Source organism: Frankia sp. AvcI1, assembly GCF_001420875.1.
Classification (GTDB): domain Bacteria; phylum Actinomycetota; class Actinomycetes; order Frankiales; family Frankiaceae; genus Frankia; species Frankia alni.
This window is the reverse complement of record NZ_LJFZ01000014.1, coordinates 153,436-173,731: the sequence shown is the minus strand read 5'-3', so window position 1 is coordinate 173,731 and position 20,296 is coordinate 153,436. Positions and strand designations below refer to the sequence as shown.

Genomic DNA, 20,296 nt, shown 5'->3' with positions numbered 1-20,296 from the left:
ATCNGCCGGTAGCCCCAGTTGCGCTGCATCCGGCTGTGCAGGAAATACTGGTTGATGGTTGTGAGCTCGTTCGTCAGCACACTGTTGAGCAGTTCTATGATTTCCGTGTCGCCACGCGTCGCCATCGGTTCCACACCTTTCCGTCGACTGTTTCCAGCCGGACGTCCCCACACCGCGCCGGGCGGGGCGNCCAGCTGCTCNGGTCACCCCGGCGNCCCGCGACCGGACACCGACCATCTGCGACGACGAGNCCACAGATCGACCGGACCGGGCAGGCTTACGAACCTCGAGGCACCAGCAAATCACAAGGATGCGTAATTCGCAGCGAGCCGACACTCCCGACCGGTCACAACGATCGGAACATCGCTACGGGTAAGGCTGCCCGAAGTAAGGAGAGGCTACCCGTAGGTGGTGTGCACGGCGGGGACGATCCCTCGCAATCACAACCGGCTTCACCGCCGGGCGATCTCTGGTAATCGACCTGCGATGCNCCCCGCGCCCACTAATACGGCGGGACGGGAGGAGCTCAGCTTCCGGGCAGACGGACCAGGCCGAGATAGAAGTCGTCGATCCGGTGCAGGGCAAGGATGAAGGCGTCGAAGTCGACGGGCTTGGTGACGTACGCGTTCGCGTGCAGGCTGTAACTGCGCAGCACGTCGGTCGGGGCGTCCGAGGTCGTCAGGACGACGACCGGAATGGTCAGCAGGGCCGGATCCTCCTTGACCGACAGGAGAACCTCCCTGCCGTCCATCCGGGGCATGTTGAGGTCCAGCAGGATCAGATCCGGCCGGGGTGCCGCGNCATCGCGCAGGAAACNCATCGCCTCGACGCCGTCGGAGGCCACGTGCAGCTCGTGGTCGAACCCCCGGTCCGTCAGCGCCTCGGTGACCATGAGCGTGTCACCGGGGTCGTCCTCGACGAGCAGGATCCGAAAGGAGCGAACGGCGGTGGCGGACACGGCTTCGCCTCTCCTGGCAGTCGTCGGCGTCCCGGGAGGACGGGCGCGAGGTCAGCGCTCCCGCGCCGTCGCCCACGATATCGCCGGGCGCCCGGTTCGACCGGACCTGTCCGCGGGCCGTTGCCGGCCTGGCCCGGGCGGGCGGCGGGCCGTCCGCCTCCCCGCGTCACGCGGTGTAACAATCCCGCCACGACCTCCGCCGCGCGGAGGGGGCTGGTTCGCGCGGCGGGTGCCTGCCCGGCCGGCGCCGCACCAGTTCGGGCCGGTCGGTCGGGAGGAGCCGCGTTCGATGTCCACGAACCAGCGCGCCACCGCCGTCCTGTTGCTGATCTGCGCGGTGTGCGGCGCGGTCGGCCTCACCGAGTTGCGCCATGCGCTCGACTACCCCGAGGTGCTCAGCGCGCCCCCGGCCGACACCCTCGCGGTCGTGCGGGAGCACTGGCTGGCGATCGGCGTCGGTGTCGTGCTTGCCGGCGTCGCCGCCGGACTGCTGCTGCCGATCACCGTGGGGATCGTCCGGCTGCTGCCGCGCGGCCCGCATCGCCCCCTGCTGACCGTGTTGGGCGCGGCGACCGCCGGCGCGCACCTCACCGGCCTGCTGTTCTGGCTGATCACGGTGCCGGCGCTGGCCCGGCGCGCGGCGATCCCCGCCCAGGCGGACCACGCCTCCGCCGTCTTCGACACCGCACGCACCCTGTTCGGAGTCATGATCGGCGAGGTCCTCGCCTGCCTGCTGACCGCGAGCTGGACGGTCGCCCTGCTGACGCGCGCGGCACGGGCCGGCGTGACCCGGCGGCCCGCTACCCGACCGGCGTTGCCGAGAGTGGCCGGCGTCGTTCTCACGGGTTGGGGCGGCCTCGCCGCGGGGGGTGTGCTCGGGGGGGTCCTGCTGCCGTTCGGGGTGGATGCCGCGGTCACCGGGCGCGTCGTCGGAGAGCTGGTGTGGTACCTGTGGCTCGTCGGGCTGGCGGTCGCCGTCGGGCATCTCGATCCCGGGTGGCTCGCGGCGGACCCGACCGCGGCGGCGGCGGCCGACGGCCCTGCGTTGCCCATCGAACGGGTGGGCGGCGACGCGGCCCTGCCCGCCCCGGCCCTGCCCATGGTGGAGCTCCCCGTCGCAGACCTCCCCGTCGCAGACCTCCCCGTCGCAGATCACCCCGTCCCGGCCCTTCCCGTCGCGGACCCAGCCCCCGCCGGGGACCCACGTCCCGCCGCCGCCGTCGCCGGGCGCGACACCCGACTCCGCGAGCCGCAGTCGGCCGACGACGGCTTCTTCGACGCTGCCACCGAGATTTTCTGGGAGGATCCGACCGCCGGTGGTGGCGGGGCCCGTTCGGGCGGGCCGGGCCGTGGAAGCACCCACCGGCAGGAGCCCGACGGCTCCGGCCCGGCTGATCCCGCGCTCGCCGACGCCAGCACCGATCCCGACCGCCGACCACTGCGCGCCGCCGCCCAGCCGGCGGGTCGGCTGCTCGGCGACGACGCACCCACCGACCCGGTGATCGACGTGCCCGCCGGCGAGCGCCCCGACCGGGCCACCGGACCAGCGCCGCGCGATGGCCCGACCTGAGTCGGCGACACGCGCACCGCCCGCGGGAAGGAGACGGATCCGGTAGCCGTCAGTCCGGNCACAGCGCGTCGACGACGGTGCGCGTGTCCGCCCCCGAGGCGGCGGCCCGCGCCCGGCCGGCCTCCCTCGCACCGGGCCCCCACTGCGGGGGGCGCGGCGGCAGGACCTGCTGGGTCCNCCCCGCCTGGTGCACGTTCCAGCCGTCCCGATCGCAACCGGTCACGGTCCACGGCACCGGTCCGGCCGGCCCCACCCCCCGGTCGGCTGGGCCCGTCCCCCCGTCGGGCGGGGCCATCCCCTGGTCGGGCGGGGCAGCCACCCAGGCGGCCACGTCCCGCATGGCGACGTCGAGCAGATGGNCGCCGCCGCGGAGCACGGAGGCGGCCACGGCCACCGCGGCGAACAGACCGGTGAGCGGGTCGGCGATGGCGTCGCCGCAGAACACCGGACTCACGGCGTCCCCGCCGGAGCGGTCCCACGCGACGAGACCACCCGCCACCGCGGCATCGTCGCCGAACGCGACGGGGTCCGGGCCCGGATGGGTGTCGACATAGGCCCGCCCGTAGCCGGTGATGCTCACCCAGGTACGCCCCGGTCGGGCGGCGACGAGCTCCCCGGCGTCGAGCCCGAGCTGGGCCAGTGCCCGCGGCCGCGACGACTCGATGACGACGTCGGCGCGCTCCACCAGGCGCCGCAGCAGGGCCCGGNCGCCCGGGGTGGCGAAGTCCAGGGCGACGCTTTCGTGGCCGGCGTGCAGCCAGTCGTAGAACTCCGGGTCGCCGCCACGTGCCCCGTCCGGTCTGTGCACGCTTTCGACCTTCACCACCCGCATCCCGGCCTCGCCGAGCAGGTGCGCGCACAGCGGACCCGCCCACATGGCGGACAGGTCGACGACCAGCAGTGGTTCGGCGCCGACACCTGCCGCGGCACCCGCGGCACCGATCCGGGGCGATGCCGGTGCCGACGGCGTGGGCCGGGCGGCCCGATGCGGCCGCGAAGCCTCGATCGACCGGCACAGCACTGTCCGAACCGGCCTGGGTCGGCGGGGCCCGCCCAGCTCACCGGCCGGGATGGCGAGCAGCCGGGCGACGTCGACCACGTCCGCGGCCGGCCGGGCGGCCACCGCCACGCTCAGCGCCGTCCACGCCTGCTCGACGGGATGCAGGCACGGGTCGGCCGACACGAGCCCGAGCTGGTCCCCGAGTGCGCCGACGAGGGCGTCCACGGCGTCCACGTCGTGGGGCCGCGCGAGGTTCACGGCGATCCAGCCGTCCGCGGCCGGCAGCAGCCGGCAGCTTCCGTTCGCCGACCAGGTGCCCCGGCGATGCAGTCCCAGCAACGCGGCCCGGCCGCCCAACAGCGTGGCCACATCGGGCCACACAGCCCGGCCGAGCTGGCGGGACAGCTCCCCGAACAGCCGGGCCGCCGCCTCGGCGCGGCCGAGCACCGGCCCGTCGGGAACCAGCGGGGCCCGTCCGGGCGGACCCGTGAGCCACATCAGCCCACTGGCCGCCCACCTCAGCGCGGCCGGCAACCCGGCCGTCCCCTCGGCTCGGGCCGCGTTCGGCGCCGACGGGTCGGCGGCGACCGGCAACCCCTGGCCGGCGAGCATCGACCGCAGCTCGTCGAGCAGCACGTCGGGCCCAGGCTCGACGGAGCCCGCCGGGCGTGTACCCCGCGCGGGCCCTCCGGCTTGTCCGGCCAGGGCGGCATCCGCCGGAGGCGTTGCTGGCGACGACATCTCGGCTCCCTGCACGATCGCGGTTCCCTGCGCGCCGGTCCCTACTCGGCGGTGCATGCACGGCGATGCGTCGCGATGGTCTGTGCGCGGCGCGTACGCGATGGTGCGTGCACGGTTGGTACATGCGCGGTGGTACGTGCGCGGTGGCGCGGACAGGCGGGTCAGTGCCTTTCCTGGGTCGTGCCGGCCGCCGGAGTCTCGCCGCACTGGACGACGACGAAGCCCCCCCGACCGGAGTACTCGATCTGCGCGAGCTCCCCGGAGCTACGCCCCACCAGGTTGCCCATCTTGAAGGTGGACACGACCCGGGTGCGCACGCCCGCCGTCCAGGCGACGGCCGCGTCCCGGTCGACACACACCGGCTCGTCCGTCGGAAGCACCAGCGGGGAGCCCAGGCAGAGNACGGCCACCCCACCCGTGCCCGAGACCTCGGTGTTGAACACCCCACCGGCGATCATCGCGCCGAGGCCACCGGAGGTCGTGGTCACCTTGTAACGCACCCCGGACTCGAGCGCGAGCAGGCTGCGGCCGTTGACCGTCAGGCTGTCGTGGTCGAGGGTGAAGATCGAGATGTGGCTGCCCGACTCGGCGAACCAGACGGTCCCGCGGCCGGTGACCTTCATCAGGTCCTGGCCCTCGCCGGTCACCGCCCGCCGCAGGAAGCCNCCCACGCCCTGGCCCTTGTAAGCGAAGTCGAGCCGCCCCCGGTAGGCCACCATCGACCCCTGCTTGGCGTAGGTCTGCCCACCGTCGAGACGGACCCGCAGCATCCGGTCGCCCTCCTCGAGGGCGAACGGTGGGCCCGCGGGCTGTCCGTTCGCGAAATGTCCCAGCGGGTGTGTCATGCCTCCATTGAACGCCCCGCCACCCCTCCGTTCGGGCGGTACGTCCCGACGCCGGAGGGCTGTGCCGCCGCGGCCGGCCGGAATGCCGCGTCCGTCCCAGGACCCGGACCAGGGTCGCGTTCTCCCTTCGGGCGGCCACGAGTGCGCCCCGCGTCGGAAGGAGGCCTCGGCCCNGCAAGCCGGCAGGACGGCGTCCCCGGNTCCGCGTCGACGGCACCGCACGCGATGGCACGGCACGCGATGGCACCGCACGCGACGAAATCAGTCGCGCGGTGGTGTGTACATCCCGGAACGAGGGGAGAAACGGGATATTGAGTTCCTGCGATGAAACGGTGTGCTATGCGAGCTCTGGGTGCGGTAACCGCGTTCTGTGCCGTCCTGCTCGTCGGGGCCGGCGTCGTCGGCCGGCAGACCGCGGACGGTCGGTGGGGTTACGTGGTGGTGATCGTCCTCGCCGCGTTGGCGGCCGTTCTCGCCGCGCGCCTGATTCCCGGTCGCCACCATGGCGCGGTCGAGCTGGACTGCCCGCGCTGCCGCGGCGAGGGGCAGGCCTTCTACGGCCGGGGCCGCGAGACCTACCGGCGCCGCTGCCGCGTCTGCCACGGCCGGGGCTCGGTGCGACACGGCCAGGCGAGTGCGATCCGTTGGCCGGTTCCGGAGACGGCCGGGGACCCGCCCACCCTGCCGCTGGCGGAACCGGAGATGAGCACGTCGGCACGCTGAGCGCTCAGGACGCCCTCAGACCAGCATGAGCAGCATCCCGCAGGCCATGATCAGCCGAGACGCGGCGGGGGTGATCGGGGCGGGGGCGACGTCCCAGGCCGGCCGAACCCGGCGCAGCAGCGGGCCGCCGACGGCCGCGACCGCCGCGACGGAGAAGACGACGGCGAACCAGCCGGACAGGTCACCGAGGTCACCGAGGTCGCCCACCGGCCACCGGCCCGCGCGGGCCATGCACGCCATCGCCAGCGCCTCGACGACGAGCATCGAACAGCACGACCAGCGAGCCGGCTCGCAGCAGGCGGGGTTCGTCAGGACGAGGACGAGGAACACCCCGGCGAGGGCGAGATAGGTCAGCGCGAACGCCCCCGAGGACGCCACCCCGGAGGGACCGACGAACATGATCGCCATTCCCGCCGCGACGATCGTGTGGCCGATCTCGACCGGCACGAACGCGGCCGCCCGACCCCGCNGCACCTGGCGGACGAACGCGGGGACGTGGTGCGCCCGGCCCTCGTCGGTGACGATCCGGGTGGCGTGGAACAACGCGACGATGCCCATGGCGACGGCGGCGACGAGCGCCACGGCCGTCGGAAGCTGTTGCGGGGACAGCGCCGCGGAGTGGTGGTGCGTCACCGCGGCGGTTGGCAGGTGCCGGACGCCCGGCCGCACGCCCGGACGGTGNCCCCGCCCGCGACCCACCCGCTCCCCCTGCGGAGCAGGCCGCCGGGCATCTCAGCCCACGCCCAGGGCGAGTTCCGCGTCGACGAGCTCGGTGATGCGGCCGGCGCGCNCCTCGTCGACGATGACCTGCAGCTGCTCGACGCTCATCTGGATCCGCTGGCCGAAGTCGTCGGTCANCACGATGCGGCGCTCGGCGGGCGCGGCGTGGTCGACGAACAGTTCCGGACAGCCGCAGCTGCACTTTCCGCAGAAGGTCAGGACGTGGCGGGAGTTCTCGGCTGCGGGCATGTCGACTCCTGGATCGGAGGAGGGAGCGATGGCGCCAGTTTAGAGATCCACAGATCCCGTTGTCCCTACGTTCATCAGGTTTCCGGCAGTTGTCGTTTTGTTCACTAACGTTTGCTCATGGACAGCCGCCGCGCGTGTCAGCAGGCGGATCCGCACCGTCCGAGCCGTCCGAGCCGTCCGAGCCGGGAGCGCGGCCCACGCCGCCACCACCGCCAGTACCCGCCCCACCAGCACCCGCCCCACCCGCCGCCGCCACGCGGCCGGCCGCCCGGGCCGTCGCCACGAGACCCGAGGCGACACCGCCGCCGCCCATGTGCGGGTGATCGTGCACGACCGGCGGGCACAGGTTCTCCTTGACCACCCGGGAGCTGACCCAGCGCAGGAGGTTCTGGGCGGAGCCGGCCTTGTCGTCGGTCCCGGAGCGGCGCGCCCCGCCGAACGGCTGGCGCCCGACGACCGCCCCGGTCGGTTTGTCGTTGATGTAGAAGTTGCCGGCGGCGAAGCGCAGCACGTCCTCGGCGCGGGCGATCGCGGCGCGGTCGGTGGCGATGACCGCGCCGGTCAGCGCGTAGGGGGACGTGGCGTCGACCAGGTGCAGGACGTCGTCCCAGGCGCCCGGCCGGGAGTCGTCGTAGACGTGGACCGACAGGATCGGGCCGAACAGCTCGCGGGTGAACCACTCCCGGCCGGGGTCGGTGCCGACGAGGATCGTCGGGCGCACGAACCAGCCGACCGCGTCGTCNCACCGGGCACCCGCGAGCACGGTGACGGTGGCGTCGCTGGCGGCGCGGGTGCAGGCGGCGGCGAGCCGGGTGTAGGCCCGGGCGTCGATGACGGCGCCGGTGAAGTGGTCGAAGTCGTTGACGTCGCCGACGGACAGGGCCTCGGTGGCCGCAGCGAGCTCGGCGTCCATCCGCCGCCACAGGCTCGCCGGCACGTACGCCCGCGACGCCGCCGAGCACTTCTGCCCGCTGTACTCGAACGCGCCGCGGACCAGCGCCGTGCGCAGCACGTCGACGTCGGCCGAGGGATGCGCGACGACGAAGTCCTTGCCGCCGGTCTCCCCCACGATCCGCGGGTAGGACCGGTAGCCGTCGAGGTTGTCCGCGACGGCCCGCCACAGCCGGGTGAATACGGCGGCGGAGCCGGTGAAGTGCACGCCGGCGAGGTCGGGGTCGGAGAACACGACGTCGCTGACCGGCTCCCCAGAGCCGCCGACGAGGTTGATGACCCCGGGCGGCAGGCCGGCCGCCTCCAGCAGCCGCATGAGGAAGTGCGCGGCGAGCGCCTGGGTCGGCGCCGGCTTCCAGACGACGGTGTTGCCCATGAGCGCGGGCGCGGTCGGCAGGTTCCCGGCGATGGCGGTGAAGTTGAACGGCGTGACCGCGTAGACGAACCCCTCCAGCGGACGCAGGTCGAGCCGGTTCCACTCGCCGGCGGCGCTGCGCGGCTGGGCCTCGTGCAGTTCGGCTGCGAACATCACGTTGAACCGCCAGAAGTCGATCAGCTCGCAGGCGGCGTCGATCTCGGCCTGCTGGCAGGTCTTCGACTGGCCGAGCATGGTGGCGGCGTTCAGGGTGTCGCGCCAGGGGCCGGCGAGCGCGTCGGCGGCGCGCAGGAACACCGCGGCCCGGCCGGTGAAGCCCAGGTCGCGCCAGGGCCCCGCGGCCTGTTTCGCCGCGGCGACGGCGGCGGCCGCGTCGGCGTGGGTGCTCTCCCGCAGCGTGCCGAGCACCCGGCGGTACGCGTGCGGCTGGACGACGTCACGCGGCGCCCCGCCACCCGGGCGGCTGTGCCCTCCGATGGTGTTGGTCAGGTCGAGGTGGTCACCACCCAGCCGGAGCAGGGCCCGGCGTAGCCCGGCGCGCTGCGCCGAGCCGGGGGCATAGGTGCGGACCGGTTCGTTGTCGGCCACGGGCACCGACCCTGCGACCACTCCTGCCGCCACGGCTGCCCCTCCTCCCTCCCCGCGCCTGCCGTGCACGGGCCTGTGAACGGTGCCCGGCCGGACGCGGGCCTCACGAACCATGCCCGGCCGGGCGCGGCCTTCAGCAACCGTGCCGGCCACCCAGCGCCCGCACGGCCAGCAGCAGGTTGGCGGGCTTCTCCACGAGCCGCCGCGTCAGGTAGGGCACGCTGTCCGGCCCGTACGGCAGGTACACCCGCACCGTCGCCCCACCCGCCGCGAGCCGCCGCTGCTCGCCCGGCCGCACCCCGTGCAGGAGCTGGTACTCGTACGTCGTCGGCGCCCGCCGCAGCTCGGCGGCCAGCCGACCGGCCACGCCGATCAGCGCCGGGTCATGGGTGGCGATCATCGGGTATCCCGGCCCGGCGAGCAGGATGCCCAGGCAACGCGCGTAGGCGGCGCGGACGGACGGCCGGCCGCGGTGCACGATGTCGGCCGGCTCCCGGTAGGCCCCCTTGCACAGCCGCACCCGCGAACCGGCCCGGGCCAGGTCGCGGCAGTCGCCCTCGGTGCGCAGGAGCTGGGCCTGCAGCACCGCGCCGACCGAGGGGAAGTCCCGGCGCAGCTCGACCACCGTGTCCAGCGTCGCATCGGTGGTGGTGTGGTCCTCCATGTCAACGGTGACGGTGGCGTTCACCGCCGCCGCCCGGGCGCAGACTTCCGCGGCGTTCTCGTAGGACANCTTGCGTCCGTCGCGCGGCACGGCCTGGCCGAGGGCGGACAGCTTGACCGACACGTCGAGCCCCGCGGCGATGCCCGCCCGGTCGGCCAGGTCGAGCAGGCGCAGGTAGGCCAGGACCGTGGCGAGCGCATCGTCCGGCCGGGTCACCCCCTCGCCGAGCAGGTCCACCGACGCCCGCAGGCCGAGATCGGCAAGCCGCGCGGTCGCGGCGACGGCGTCGGCATCCGTAGGGCCGGCGACGAACCGGTCGATGATGCCGGCGGCGAACGGACCGTGGGCGAGTACGGCGCGCACGGGCGGGCTGCCGACCAGACGGGGGGCGAGGCGGCGGATCACCGAGTCCCCTCGCGCGACAGCAGGCAACGATCCAGGCACACCCAGTAGCGTCACGTAGTCGACGAGTCCTGTCNAGCCCGGCACCGCACCGGCACCGGCACCGGCACCGGCACGAGGTTCAGACGACNGAGTCGTAGCCGAATCTCCGCAACGCGGCGAGGATCGTGTCGTCGGACACGCCGGACAGATCCTCAACTCTGCAGAAGAGCAGCACGCCCGCGTCGTCGATCTGCGGCGGCTCCGAGCGACCCCGATAGCGCGCCGCGCCGGTCGGATCCGACAGGACGACCTCGATGCGGCCGGCGTGGACGCGGACGCCGCTGACCTGCTGGTGGGGTAGGACGTGTTCCTCGGCCCCACGGCGGTACCGCAACGACGTCTCGTCGAGCACGAGCACGTCGGGTCGGCAGAGAAGACAGACAAAGGCGGCGGCCCAACATCCGAAGAAACTGGACCAGAGGACGGCCGGTACGTAGGCCCAGGTGGGAAGACCGATGGCCGGTCCGAGGATCCAGGGGATGACGGCAGCCGCGAGNGCGCAGGCCGAGAGAACGCCGCCGACGGCCCGGCGCAGCGGAGCCTCGCGATACCGGATCGACCCCGTCGCCTCGACCGAGTCCGGCTGCACCGNCCGAGCCACCCACGGCTCCCCCGGCCGGTCGTGCACCCCGATGCCCGTCGCGTCGGTCGCCGGCTTTTCCACCTGCGCACGGACGGCGCCGTCCGGTGCTGCGGACGCGCGGGGTGTCGACGGNCCGTCGGTTGTCGACGCGGCGTCGGACTCCTGCGGCGACTGCCGGAGTTCGGTTTCCGCGGCCCGCAGGGCCGCCAACCCCGCATCGTCGGTCAGGCGGCGCTCCGGATCCTTGTTCAGAAATCCCAGGATGGCGCTGGCCAGCGGTTCGGGAGCCCGCACGAGGCGGGGATGTTCGGCGAGAACAGCCTGGATCGTGGCGGCTTCGGTCGAGCGGGAGAACGCTGAGAATCCCTCGACCGCGTAGTAGAGGGTCGCCCCTAGTGAGAAAAGGTCACTCGCCGGCAGCATCCGGGTACCCGCGAACTGTTCCGGCGCCATGTAGGCCAGCGTCCCGATCGGCCCCTCCGTGATGGTCGGTTCGGAGGCATGGACGGCGACCCCGAAATCGACCAGCACCACGCGACCGCCCTCGTCGACCAGAATGTTCGCAGGTTTGACGTCTCGATGGGTGATCCCTGCCTGGTGGGCGGCGACGAGNGCGGCCAGCACCGCGACCCCGATCCGGGCGGCCTCGCCGGGCGGTAATGCGCCGCGTAGGCGGATCGCCTCCGCCAGTGAGACGGACGGAACGAACTCCATGATTATCCAGGGCAGGCCCTCGTGCCGAACCACGTCCAGCACGGTGACGACGTTCGGATGGTCGCGAAGTTTCGCGACCATCCTCGCCTCCCGCTCGACCCTGGCCAGTATGCGCGCCGTGTTTTCACGGGAAGCAGCCGGAGACAGGCGCACCTCCTTGGCCGCCACGGTGACACCGAGAATCTCATCGAATGCCTGCCAGACCGTTCCGTAGGCACCGGCGCCGAGTTGCGCGACGAGCCGATACCNCCCAGCCACCCTGCGGTCGACGGTATCGCCGATACCTGCGGTCACACGCCTTCCCTTCACCACGGTGCTCGGCAGCCCTGGCAGAGCTTTCCACTATAGGCGAGCATCAGCGGAAAGCAGCGGTCGGCCCAGTGGCGATGCAAACAACAGATCCGTGATGCTAGGGTTCCCCGAGGTGCGCGTTCTCGCTTTCACCGGTTCAGGGAAGGGGGCGCGGTGGGAACAGGCAGATCACCGGGCGCACCGAACCTCGCTGGCCGGACGTTGCGCGAGTGCAGGTCCTGGCTACGAAACGGCGCGCGGACCTTGGCGGCGGTGCTCGGCCCGGGCATTCGGCCGTGGCTGACCGGCCTGACGTTGCTGGCCATCACCGCCGCGACCGGGCTGTGGGCAGCGGCCGGCGGCATGGCCGGGTCCGACCGCGCAGGAGGAGCCGCCAGCAAGCCGGCCGGGTCCCGGACGAGCGTCATGCAACACTTCGCACCGTCCACCACACCGTCGTCGTCCCACTCGGCCACGCCCTCGCCGTCCCAGGCTCCGCCGACCGCCTCGGTACCCGTGGCACCGTCGCGCCTCACCGCCACCGGCGGACAGGGCATGGTAAGGCTGTGCTGGACCGCGTCGTCAGGCGCCGACGCCCACACCCTCTACTACCGCGACACGACCGCCGGCCAGGGCTGGGCCGCATGCCATACCCGATCACCGGCACCTGCTACACCGCCGAACAACTGACCGACGGCCACACCTACGAATTCCGCATCACCGGAAGCAACAGCACCGGCGAGTCGGACTCCTCGAACACGGCCGTTGCTACACCGCACGGCTGAGACGCGAGGATCCGCGGCGCCGGGTTTGNATGCGTCTGCCTCCGTCTGCCCGGGCCCACTGGCGTCCCGACGGTTCGACATCGGCTGCTTTCGGCTAGTACGGCACTAATACTAGAGTCGGCGAAGGTTTGTCAGGACGCGGTCGAGCAGCGCCAGCTCGGGCGCGCCGGTGGGCATCGTGAGCTGGGAGATGTCGACGAGGCGGTCGGCCGCCGCGTCGGCGACGAGGACCCGGACGACACCCACCGGTAGGCGCAGCGCCGCAGCGATCTCGATCACCGACTGCGGCTGCACGCACATCGCGACGATCGACTTCTGTTCCAGAAGCAGCGCGGGCAGCCGCGCCCGGCCGAACGGCGTCGTGGTCACCATGGCCTCGAGCGCCAGCAGGCGGGACGGCCGCGCCCGGCCGCGGGTCGCCGTGTACGGCCGGACGAGTTCCCCCGACGGCTCCACCGCGTCCCCGTTCATCCGTTCACCGCCTTTCCCGAGGCCATGGCTGTCATCGACGGACGGTCGGCGTCAGACGCTCTCGCGCGCGTCGGCCCGCCGCGCCGGGGTCAGCGCCTCCCGGGTGCGGGCGACGAGCACCGTCATCTCGTACCCGACCAACCCGATGTCGCAGGTACTCGTGGCGAGCACCGCCAGACAGGAGCCCTCACCGACGGCCATGAGCAGCAACGACCCCTGCACCATCTCGACAACCGTCTGGGTCACCGAACCGCCCTCGACGAAGTCCGCGGCCGCCAACGTCAGGCTGAACAGTCCCGAGGCGATGGAACCGAGCTGCACCGCCCGCTCGCGGGGGAAGCCGCTGCACACCGCGAGCAGGTGACCGTCCGAGGACGCGACGATCGCGTTCGCCACTCCGGGCACGAAGTCGACGAAGTTGTTGACAAGCCAGTCGAGTGAGGGGTTGTCCGGCTCCGCGTCGGTCACGGCTGTCCTCCAGGCTGCGGGTTCGGGGGCAGGGGGAATCGGGGGCAGGGGGAATCGGGGTCGGGGTTCGTTCGGATGGGGCTTCGGCTGTGCTCAGCCGCCTCCTTCGTCGTCCTCGACGGCGGCGGGTCTGGTTCCCCGGGCGTGGTGGACGCCTTCGTAGAGCCTGCTCAGCCGCCCGCGGATCCGCTCGGGTGCGAAGCCCGGGTCCGGCGTCGTCGACGACGGGGAGGCGGAGCCGAGGAACACGCTCGGACCGGTCCCGCCGCCGGCCTGCTCGGTCGGCGGACCGAGCGGGATCCGCCCGGGGATGGGCACGGTCTTCGGGGTGCGGATCGGCAGCCCGGACGCTGTGGTGGTCCGCCGCGGCCCGGCGACCGACCCCGCACCGGATCCTGTCCCGGCACGGCGAGACGACGACCCAGGCGACGAAGGCCCGGGCTTCGACGCGGCGAACGGCCCCGTCCCGGCGGCCTGCTCGGGTGTCGCGACGGGGAACCGCCCCCGATTCGGGGCCGGCGTCGCGTCCGACTCTGACGCCGCGACCGGTCCAGGCACCACCACCCGTCCAGGCACCGCCACCGGTCCGGGTTCCGCGAACGGATCGGCGGCCACGGCCGAGCCGGCCAGCGGCTCGGAGCCGGCATGCGGCCCGGCTGCGTCGAACGCACGGGGCGCGGCGAACGGCTGGGAGGCCCACCGCTCGACTCCGTCCACCCGGGCAGCGGGCGGGATCGCCTGGCCGGGCGCCACNGCAAGCTCGTCCCGGACGAACCAGTTGAACGGCTCAGCCGACTCACCGAAGGGCGGCGGCTGCACCCCGGGGGCAACGGCGAGCTGCGCCCACACCCCGGCGAAGGGCGATCCCGCGGCCGACGTCGCGGCCGCCGCCGTCGCCGTCGCCGCCGAGGGTGCGGGCGCTGCGGCCACGGCCCAGGCCGGATGGTGTGCCGGGGCCGGGAAGGCCGACAGGAGGGTGGGGGGCACGGCGAGGTCGACGTCCACGTCGGAGGTGTCCGTGGTGGACGAATCGGTGCTGGACGAAACGGTGCTGGACGAAACGGTGGGCTCCGCCGCGGCGGGCACGTCGGCGGGGGCGACGGCGGTCGCCCGGATCGGCTCGACCGCGGGCGTCGCGTCCTCGGCGGCGCCCGGGTCGGGCTGCGCCGCGTCGGCACGTGCGCGGCGAGCGGCCCGTGCGCGTCGCCGGTCGAGCGCGGCGACGGCCTGGGCGATCGAGGGCAGCCCCGCCGCCTCCCCGGCCGCGGCCTGGGATGGTGCGGCAGAGCTCGCCTTCGAGCTGCCGGTGGGTCGGTCGACGCCGTCGCGGTCGGCGAGATCCACAGGGTCCGCGAGATCCACAGGGTCCGCGGGATCGGCGGGGTCCGCGGGATCGGCGAGGTCGTCGAGGTCGTCGTCGGTGAGATCGACGCCCCGTGGCCGGAACCATTCGCCGGTCGGCGTGTACGGCGCGAAGCCATCCGACGCGGGCTGCTCGCCGGGCGCGGGCTGCTCGCCGGACGCGGAGACGTGACCGAAGCCGGGGCCAGCACGGAGCGAAGACAAGTCGCCGTGCGAGGACACGTCGCCGAGGGAGGACGGGCCACCGAAGGTGGTGCCGTGGCCGTCGCCGTCGGTGCGGACAGCGCGCCGCGGCAGCGGCTCGGCGGAGCCGTCGGTCATCGTGGCGTCGATCAGCGGGACGCCCGGGTGAGACGCCGGCGCGGCGACGGGACTGCGCCGGGCCGCGACCGGCGGGAGGTCGGCGAGCGGTGCCGCCGGCGCACCGGGCAGGCCGGTACGGGTCAGCTCCGCGCTGGACAGCGCCAACCCGGACGGCGCCGACCCGGGTATCGCCGCCCCGGGTGTCGCCGCCCCGGGTGTCGCAGCCCCGGGTAGCTGCCCGCGCCGCACCGGCGCGGGCGGGCGGGCGGCGGGGGTGGAGCCGGGTGCCACGAGAAGCGCCGCGGGCAGCCGCACGCAGGCCCGCACCCCGCCGGCGTCCGAGCGGCTCAGCCGCACCTCGATGTCGTGGCGGTCGGCCAGGCGGGCGACGACGAACAGGCCCAGGCGCTGGGCGATGGAGAAGTCGAACAGGGGCGGGTCGGCGAGACGCTGGTTGACCGCGGCGAGCTCGCGCTCGGACATCCCGAGCCCGCCGTCGTCGATGGTGATGAGCACCCCGCCGTCGTCGAGGGCGGCCGCGAGGTCGACGGACAGGTACGGCGGCGAGAACTGCGCGGCGTTCTCCAGCAGTTCGGCCACCAGGTGGACGACGTGGTTGACGGAGTCGGCGGCGATCCGCGCGTCCGGCACGTCGACGATCTGGATCCGCTCGTACTGCTCGATCTCGCCGAGGGCGGCCTGCAGCACGTCACCGAGAGGCACCGGCCCGGCGCGGCGCCGCCCCGGCCCGGTGCCGGCGAGGACCAGCAGGTTCTCGCTGTTGCGGCGCATCCGCGTCGCGAGATGGTCGAGCCGGAACAGGTTCTCGAGCTGCAGCGGGTTCTCCTCGGCGGCCTCCAGCCGATCGATGAGGGCGATCTGCCGCTCGATGAGGCTCTGGCTGCGCCGGGAGAGGCTGAGGAACAGGCTGTTGACGTTGCGGCGCAGGCTCGCCTGCTCCGCGGCGAGGCGCACCGCCTCCCGCTGCAGTTCGTCGAAGGTCCGCGCGACCTCGCCGATCTCGTCGCGGGAGTCGATCCCGATCGACCGGATCGTCGTGTCGACCTGCTCTGGGTTCGCCGACTGCAGCTCGGAGATCAGGTGCGGCAGGCGCACCTGGGCGACGTCGAGGGCGCCGCTGCGCAGGCGACGCAGCGGGACCGTCATCGTCCGCGCGATCAGCAACGTCCACACGATCGCGCCGACGGTGATCACGAGAAGAAGCGCACCGATCATGGCGGTGCGCCGCCAGGCGTCGGAACGCAGGTGCCCGGCCGAGTGGCTGACGTTGTCGAGCAGCTCGGACTCGACGGTGCGCAGCAGCTCGATGTGGGTCGTGCTGGCCGCGAACCACTGCTCGGGATCGATGTCGAGGTCGGTCAGCCGCTGACGCTGGACGGCCCGTTCGGAGATGCGCTTGACCGTCAGCACCGCCTGACCGTTGACGATCTGGTCGAAGCGGGCGCGGTCGTCGGGGCGGGCGGCGGCGCGGAAGCCGTCCTGCGCCGCCTGCTCCTGGGCGATCAGCCCGGCGAGCCGGTCGGAGGCGCCGAAGGCGAATCGCTGCGCGAAGCTCGTGGCGAACAGCTCGCCGCGGATCTCGGAGTCGATCTCCTTCAGCGCCGACACGTCGTTGAGGACGGTCGCGGCGTACCGCAGGTCCTCGTCGTCGCGGTCCTGCCCGATGCGGTCGTCGAGGCCGAGCAGGTCGGTGATCGTGGTCGAGTACTGACGGAAGATCGCGTCCGTGGACAGGCCGCCGGTCTGCACGGACCGGCGCAGCGCGGGCAGGCCGGCGAGGTCGCCCTCGGCCCGGTCGGCCACCCGCCCGGTGCCGGTGCCGAGATCGCCGACGGAGGTGCGCAGGGTGCCGCGGAGCCTGCCCATGGCCGCGTCGACAGCCCGCTGCTGGCCGTCGAGCCGACCGGTGAGCGAGGTCTGCGGGTTCGCACCGCGGCCGCTGCTGATGAACCCGACCGCGAGGTCACGTTCCAGCTGGAGCTCGTGCACCGTCGCCGTGACGTCGCGGCCGAGCCTCGCCGCGGTCACGTCGCGGCCGTAGCTGGCGGCGTTGGACAGCCAGGTCGCGCCCGCGAGGATCCCGAGCGCCAGGAACGCCGCCGTGGGCACGGCCAGCGCGGCGAAGAGCTTCCCGCGTACGGGCAGGTCGCGCAGGCTCATCCGCCGGCGCCGGCGCGGCCGGGCGCGTCGGCCACCCGTCCCCGGACCGCCGGAGGCGACCGGCGGCGGCGTGGAGCGAGCCGGGCCCCGACCCCCGTCGAGGCCCCGACCGGCGCCGCGGCCCCGACCTCCACCGCGGCCCTGCCTCGCGCCGAGATCCCGACCCCCGTCGGGGACCCCTCGGGCGGTGTCCGGCGGCTCGCCCGTCACGTCCCGCCCCTTTCTGGCTCGATCACGCGCCCCGTACCTCTCCGCCTCTCGAACGCCCGAATCCCGGCCCCGGAACCCCGGGCGGCGCCTGGTGAGCGCCACCGCCGCACGGGGCCCAGCGCACCCGACCGCGCGACGCCTCGGCATCGCCGCGGTTGACGAACCAAAAGGCTATTTGCGCACCGGACGCGACTGCCAGCGGGGTCACTTGACGAACGGGCGGGCAATCGTCCGGGATGAGCCAACCCCGCTGCGACTGACCGGCGTCAAACCACTAGTGTCGTCGCGGTCGCAGTAGCTTTCACTCCTCACTCCAGCCGGGCGCACGGGGAGCGTGATGATCCACGGTTTTCGAAGGGCGGGCGCGGCGGGTGTCGCGCTGCTCTGCCTCGCCGCACTCGCGGGCTGCGGCGGTGGCGACAATCCCGGGCCGCCGGTGGTTTCCGGCGAGGTCAAGATCGGCCTTCTCGCCCCGTTGACGGGCGGGAACACGGAAGCCGGCCGCGACGCCCAACGGGGAGCGGAACTCGCCAGCCGGCTCATCAACACCGGAGAAGGCTGGTCCGGATACTCGCCCGAGCGAATCTGGGGACTCACCGGTCACGCCCGACTATCGATTGTGACGTTGGACACGAAAAGCGATCGCCAACGCGCGGCGGACGGTGCGTCAACACTGGTGAACGGCAACGGCGTGGCCGGCATCGTCGGAGCGTTCGGCGCCGAGGCCACTCTGGACGCCAGCCAGCGGGCCGAACGGCTGCAGACGCCGTTCCTCAGCGGCGACGCCGCGAACACGGCCCTCACCGAGCGCGGGCTGAGTTGGTTCTTCCGTGCCGGACCCGANGCCGCGGACTACGGCGGCGCCTTCCTGTCCCTGCTACGAAACGCCGAACTGCCTGGTCAGGAGCGTAGACGGGTGGCCGTGCTGTACAGCAACGACGCGACCGGCACCGACCTGAACTCGATCATCGCCGAGTACGGGGAGGAGGCCGGGTACCAGATCGTGGCGAGCGCGCCCTACGAACCAGGCGACGCCGATCCCGCCGCCGCGGTGGGGGCCATCCAGGCCGCGGCGCCCGACGTCGTCCTGCTGGCCACGGCCGCCGGCGCCGGGGAAAGGCTCGGAAACGCGTTCCGGACCAGCGGGTATACGCCGCCCGCCGTCGTCGTTTACGGCGCCCCCGCGGAGGCCGCCCGGCTCGCCGCAATACCCGGGTTCGCGGGCCGGGTGAGCAGGCAGGTCTCGTGGTCGCTACCCATCACCCGCGCCAACCCGCTCGCCGCGGCCGTCACCGAACGTTATCAGCACGACTTCGGGGTGGCGATGACGGCCGAGGCGGCGACCGCCTTCACCGCGGTGACAATCTATGCCCGGGCAATCGAGGACGCGGGCAGTTCGGCCCGGGAACGGATACGCTCCGCGCTTGTCGCGATCGACCTCCCGGGGTCCGCGACCATCATGCCGTGGAACGGCGTCCGTTTCGACGGAACCCACCAGAACACTCTTTCCGCAACGGCCGTCGAACAGGACACCGACGGGAGCTTCGCCACCGTCTATCCACGCGACCTGGCCACAACTTCGGTCAATTGGCCGCCGCCGGGAAGCGCCGCCCCAGCCACCGCCCTGTCCTCGGCCGGATCGGGAACACGGGCGGCATCCACCGGAGCACGGAACGGTTAGGCCCACGGGTCATGCGCCATCCCATTTGGACATACGGCAACGAATCGTGCGAGGCCGGCGCTGTCGGGGAGGCCGGCACCGTCGGACAGACCGTTCAAACCGGGCAGGCCGGGCAGGCCGGGGAGGGGAACGCACCGGCGGACGGCCCCCCGCCGACGCTGGTGACGTTCACCGGCGTCGAGAAGCGCTACCCGGACGGCACCCAGGCCCTCGCCCCGGTCGATCTGGCGGTTCGTGACGGCGAGTTCGTGAGCATCGTCGGCGCCTCCGGCTGCGGCAAGAGCACCCTGCTGCGGCTGGCGTCCGGGCTGACCACGGCCACCGCCGGCGCCGTGTCGCCGGCGACCGGCCGGATCAGCTACGTCTTCCAGGATCCGACCCTGCTGCCCTGGCGCAGCGTGCGGCGCAACGTGGAGACCCTGGCCGAGCTGACCGGGGTGCCCCGCGCCGAGTACCGGCCGCGGGCCGCCGAGGTCATCGACCTGGTGGGGCTCGGCGGGTTCGAGCGGCACCGGCCCCGCTCGCTGTCCGGCGGGATGCGGATGCGGGTGTCGCTGGCCCGCTCGCTGGTGCTCTCCCCCGACCTGTTCCTGCTGGACGAGCCGTTCGGCGCCCTCGACGAGATCTCCCGGGAGCGCCTCGGCGGCGAGCTGCTGCGGCTGTTCGAGCTGCGCCGCTTCGGCGCCGCCCTGTTCGTCACCCACTCCGTCGCGGAGGCGGTGTTCCTCTCGACCCGGGTCCTGGTGATGTCGCCGCGCCCGGGGCGGGTGGTGGCCGAGTTCGCCGTCCCGTTCGGCTACCCGCGTCCGGCGGAGCTGCGCTTCCGGGAGGACTTCACCCGGTTGACCGCCGCGGTCTCGCGCCGCCTGCGCGACGGGGAGGCCGGGTGAGCGTGCCGGGGGGCGTGGGCGGGCGTGCGAGGCCCGGGCAGGGAGGCGGACCCGTGCCCGCACCCGGCGGGCGGCGCGGCGCGGGCCGGATGACGGCCCTGGTCCGCGCCGCGAACCGGGCGTTGCGCACCGGGCGGCCGCGGGCGAGCTGGCGCGACCGCCTCGCCCCGCTTGTCCTGTTCGCGATCCTCATCGGCGTCTGGTACTTCGTCAGCCTCGTGGTCCTCGACCCCGACCGCCGGTTCCTGCTGCCGAGTCCCGACTCGGTCGTGCGCGTCGCCTTCCTCGACGGCGACAACCTCGCGCAGCTGCTGCGGGCGCTGTGGCTGTCGACGTCGGTGGCGCTCATCGGCCTCGGGGTGTCGATCGTGCTGGGGATGGCCGTGGCGATCGCGATGAGCCAGGCCAGGTGGGTCGAGAAGTCGGTGTACCCGTACGCGGTGATCCTGCAGACCATCCCCACCCTGGCGCTGGTACCGCTGATCGGCTTCTGGTTCGACTACGGCTTCCTCAGCCGAGTGATCGTCN

11 protein-coding genes and 15 pseudogenes are annotated in these 20,296 nt (G+C 73.3%); 7 read left to right on the top strand and 19 right to left on the bottom strand.

Translation table 11 applies throughout. The annotated features are described in order from the left end of the window. Positions 1–4: 4 nt before the first annotated feature. The 3 pseudogenes from UK94_RS54555 to UK94_RS54540 all read right to left on the bottom strand — a co-directional run. Positions 5–125: pseudogene (locus UK94_RS54555) on the bottom strand (bacterioferritin); the annotation flags it as partial. A 401-nt stretch (positions 126–526) separates the two neighbouring features. Further along, positions 527–800, bottom strand: a pseudogene (locus UK94_RS54550) (response regulator); the annotation flags it as partial. A 17-nt stretch (positions 801–817) separates the two neighbouring features. Further along, a pseudogene (locus UK94_RS54540) lies at positions 818–958 on the bottom strand (response regulator); the annotation flags it as partial. A gap of 289 nt (positions 959–1,247) precedes the next feature. Between UK94_RS54540 and UK94_RS16345 the strand changes: the two are divergent. Beyond that, positions 1,248–2,528 carry a hypothetical protein gene (locus tag UK94_RS16345; RefSeq protein WP_055750550.1) on the top strand — a complete coding sequence of 427 codons (1,281 nt, stop codon included), beginning with the start codon at positions 1,248–1,250 and terminating at the stop codon, positions 2,526–2,528. A 178-nt stretch (positions 2,529–2,706) separates the two neighbouring features. Here the strand turns inward: UK94_RS16345 and UK94_RS54535 are convergent. The 6 genes and pseudogenes from UK94_RS54535 to UK94_RS76140 all read right to left on the bottom strand — a co-directional run. Further along, positions 2,707–2,887 (bottom strand): annotated as a pseudogene (locus UK94_RS54535) (CoA transferase); the annotation flags it as partial. Between the two features lies 1 nt (position 2,888). Beyond that, positions 2,889–3,235: pseudogene (locus UK94_RS54530) on the bottom strand (CoA transferase); the annotation flags it as partial. A 1-nt stretch (position 3,236) separates the two neighbouring features. Beyond that, positions 3,237–4,026, bottom strand: a 790-nt coding sequence (locus tag UK94_RS74105) for a CoA transferase (protein ID WP_268761402.1), incomplete at its 3' end; no start/stop codon positions are given. Positions 4,027–4,430: 404 nt separating this feature from the next. Further along, a pseudogene (locus UK94_RS54520) lies at positions 4,431–4,670 on the bottom strand (AIM24 family protein); the annotation flags it as partial. Position 4,671: 1 nt separating this feature from the next. Further along, positions 4,672–4,934, bottom strand: a pseudogene (locus tag UK94_RS54515) (AIM24 family protein); the annotation flags it as partial. A 1-nt stretch (position 4,935) separates the two neighbouring features. Then, positions 4,936–5,114: pseudogene (locus UK94_RS76140) on the bottom strand (AIM24 family protein); the annotation flags it as partial. A 339-nt stretch (positions 5,115–5,453) separates the two neighbouring features. On the opposite strand from UK94_RS76140, the gene UK94_RS16330 reads away from it, so the two are divergent. Beyond that, complete coding sequence (locus tag UK94_RS16330) at positions 5,454–5,837, top strand: cytochrome C (protein ID WP_231861099.1); 384 nt, start codon at positions 5,454–5,456, stop codon at positions 5,835–5,837. A gap of 15 nt (positions 5,838–5,852) precedes the next feature. Here the strand turns inward: UK94_RS16330 and UK94_RS54505 are convergent, their stop codons facing one another. The 7 genes and pseudogenes from UK94_RS54505 to UK94_RS54475 form a co-directional block, all read right to left on the bottom strand. Continuing rightward, positions 5,853–6,284, bottom strand: coding sequence for a DUF5134 domain-containing protein (locus UK94_RS54505; RefSeq protein ID WP_268761401.1), 432 nt, complete (start codon positions 6,282–6,284; stop codon positions 5,853–5,855). Positions 6,285–6,921: 637 nt separating this feature from the next. Beyond that, positions 6,922–7,548: pseudogene (locus tag UK94_RS54500) on the bottom strand (aldehyde dehydrogenase family protein); the annotation flags it as partial. A gap of 1 nt (position 7,549) precedes the next feature. Then, positions 7,550–8,835, bottom strand: a 1,286-nt coding sequence (locus UK94_RS54495) for an aldehyde dehydrogenase family protein (RefSeq protein ID WP_235488237.1), incomplete at its 3' end; no start/stop codon positions are given. A 19-nt stretch (positions 8,836–8,854) separates the two neighbouring features. Then, positions 8,855–9,453 (bottom strand): annotated as a pseudogene (locus UK94_RS54490) (proline dehydrogenase family protein); the annotation flags it as partial. Between the two features lies 1 nt (position 9,454). After that, a pseudogene (locus tag UK94_RS54485) lies at positions 9,455–9,790 on the bottom strand (proline dehydrogenase); the annotation flags it as partial. Between the two features lie 755 nt (positions 9,791–10,545). Beyond that, a pseudogene (locus UK94_RS54480) lies at positions 10,546–11,024 on the bottom strand (serine/threonine-protein kinase); the annotation flags it as partial. A gap of 1 nt (position 11,025) precedes the next feature. Next, positions 11,026–11,374: pseudogene (locus tag UK94_RS54475) on the bottom strand (protein kinase); the annotation flags it as partial. 687 nt (positions 11,375–12,061) lie between these two features. Between UK94_RS54475 and UK94_RS33830 the strand changes: the two are divergent. Next, positions 12,062–12,202, top strand: a complete 141-nt coding sequence (locus tag UK94_RS33830; RefSeq protein ID WP_157734302.1) for a fibronectin type III domain-containing protein — start codon at positions 12,062–12,064, stop codon at positions 12,200–12,202. Positions 12,203–12,313: 111 nt separating this feature from the next. Here UK94_RS33830 and UK94_RS16295 read toward each other — a convergent pair whose 3' ends face one another. The 3 genes from UK94_RS16295 to UK94_RS16285 all read right to left on the bottom strand — a co-directional run. Then, positions 12,314–12,673, bottom strand: a complete 360-nt coding sequence (locus UK94_RS16295) for a DUF742 domain-containing protein (protein ID WP_011605473.1) — start codon at positions 12,671–12,673, stop codon at positions 12,314–12,316. Between the two features lie 51 nt (positions 12,674–12,724). Next, positions 12,725–13,141, bottom strand: coding sequence for a roadblock/LC7 domain-containing protein (locus UK94_RS16290; protein WP_011605474.1), 417 nt, complete (start codon positions 13,139–13,141; stop codon positions 12,725–12,727). A gap of 754 nt (positions 13,142–13,895) precedes the next feature. After that, positions 13,896–16,987 (bottom strand): nitrate- and nitrite sensing domain-containing protein (locus tag UK94_RS16285; protein ID WP_235488235.1); only part of this gene is annotated, 3,092 nt, incomplete at its 3' end. Positions 16,988–17,534: 547 nt separating this feature from the next. Here UK94_RS16285 and UK94_RS54470 point away from each other — a divergent pair. The 4 genes and pseudogenes from UK94_RS54470 to UK94_RS76135 form a co-directional block, all read left to right on the top strand. After that, positions 17,535–18,040: pseudogene (locus UK94_RS54470) on the top strand (ABC transporter substrate-binding protein); the annotation flags it as partial. A 1-nt stretch (position 18,041) separates the two neighbouring features. After that, positions 18,042–18,878 (top strand): ABC transporter substrate-binding protein (locus tag UK94_RS54465; RefSeq protein ID WP_235488233.1); only part of this gene is annotated, 837 nt, incomplete at its 5' end. Positions 18,879–18,889: 11 nt separating this feature from the next. Then, positions 18,890–19,768, top strand: coding sequence for an ABC transporter ATP-binding protein (locus tag UK94_RS16275; RefSeq protein WP_157734301.1), 879 nt, complete (start codon positions 18,890–18,892; stop codon positions 19,766–19,768). An 89-nt stretch (positions 19,769–19,857) separates the two neighbouring features. Continuing rightward, positions 19,858–20,295 (top strand): annotated as a pseudogene (locus UK94_RS76135) (ABC transporter permease); the annotation flags it as partial. Position 20,296 lies beyond the last annotated feature (1 nt).

Coding starts and splice junctions, on each gene's coding strand:
- UK94_RS16330 (WP_231861099.1), top strand. CDS start 5,454: ATGCGAGCTCTGGGTGCGGTAACCGCGTTCTGTGCCGTCCTGCTCGTC.
- UK94_RS16275 (WP_157734301.1), top strand. CDS start 18,890: ATGCGCCATCCCATTTGGACATACGGCAACGAATCGTGCGAGGCCGGC.
- UK94_RS16295 (WP_011605473.1), bottom strand. CDS start 12,673: ATGAACGGGGACGCGGTGGAGCCGTCGGGGGAACTCGTCCGGCCGTAC.
- UK94_RS33830 (WP_157734302.1), top strand. CDS start 12,062: ATGCCATACCCGATCACCGGCACCTGCTACACCGCCGAACAACTGACC.
- UK94_RS16345 (WP_055750550.1), top strand. CDS start 1,248: ATGTCCACGAACCAGCGCGCCACCGCCGTCCTGTTGCTGATCTGCGCG.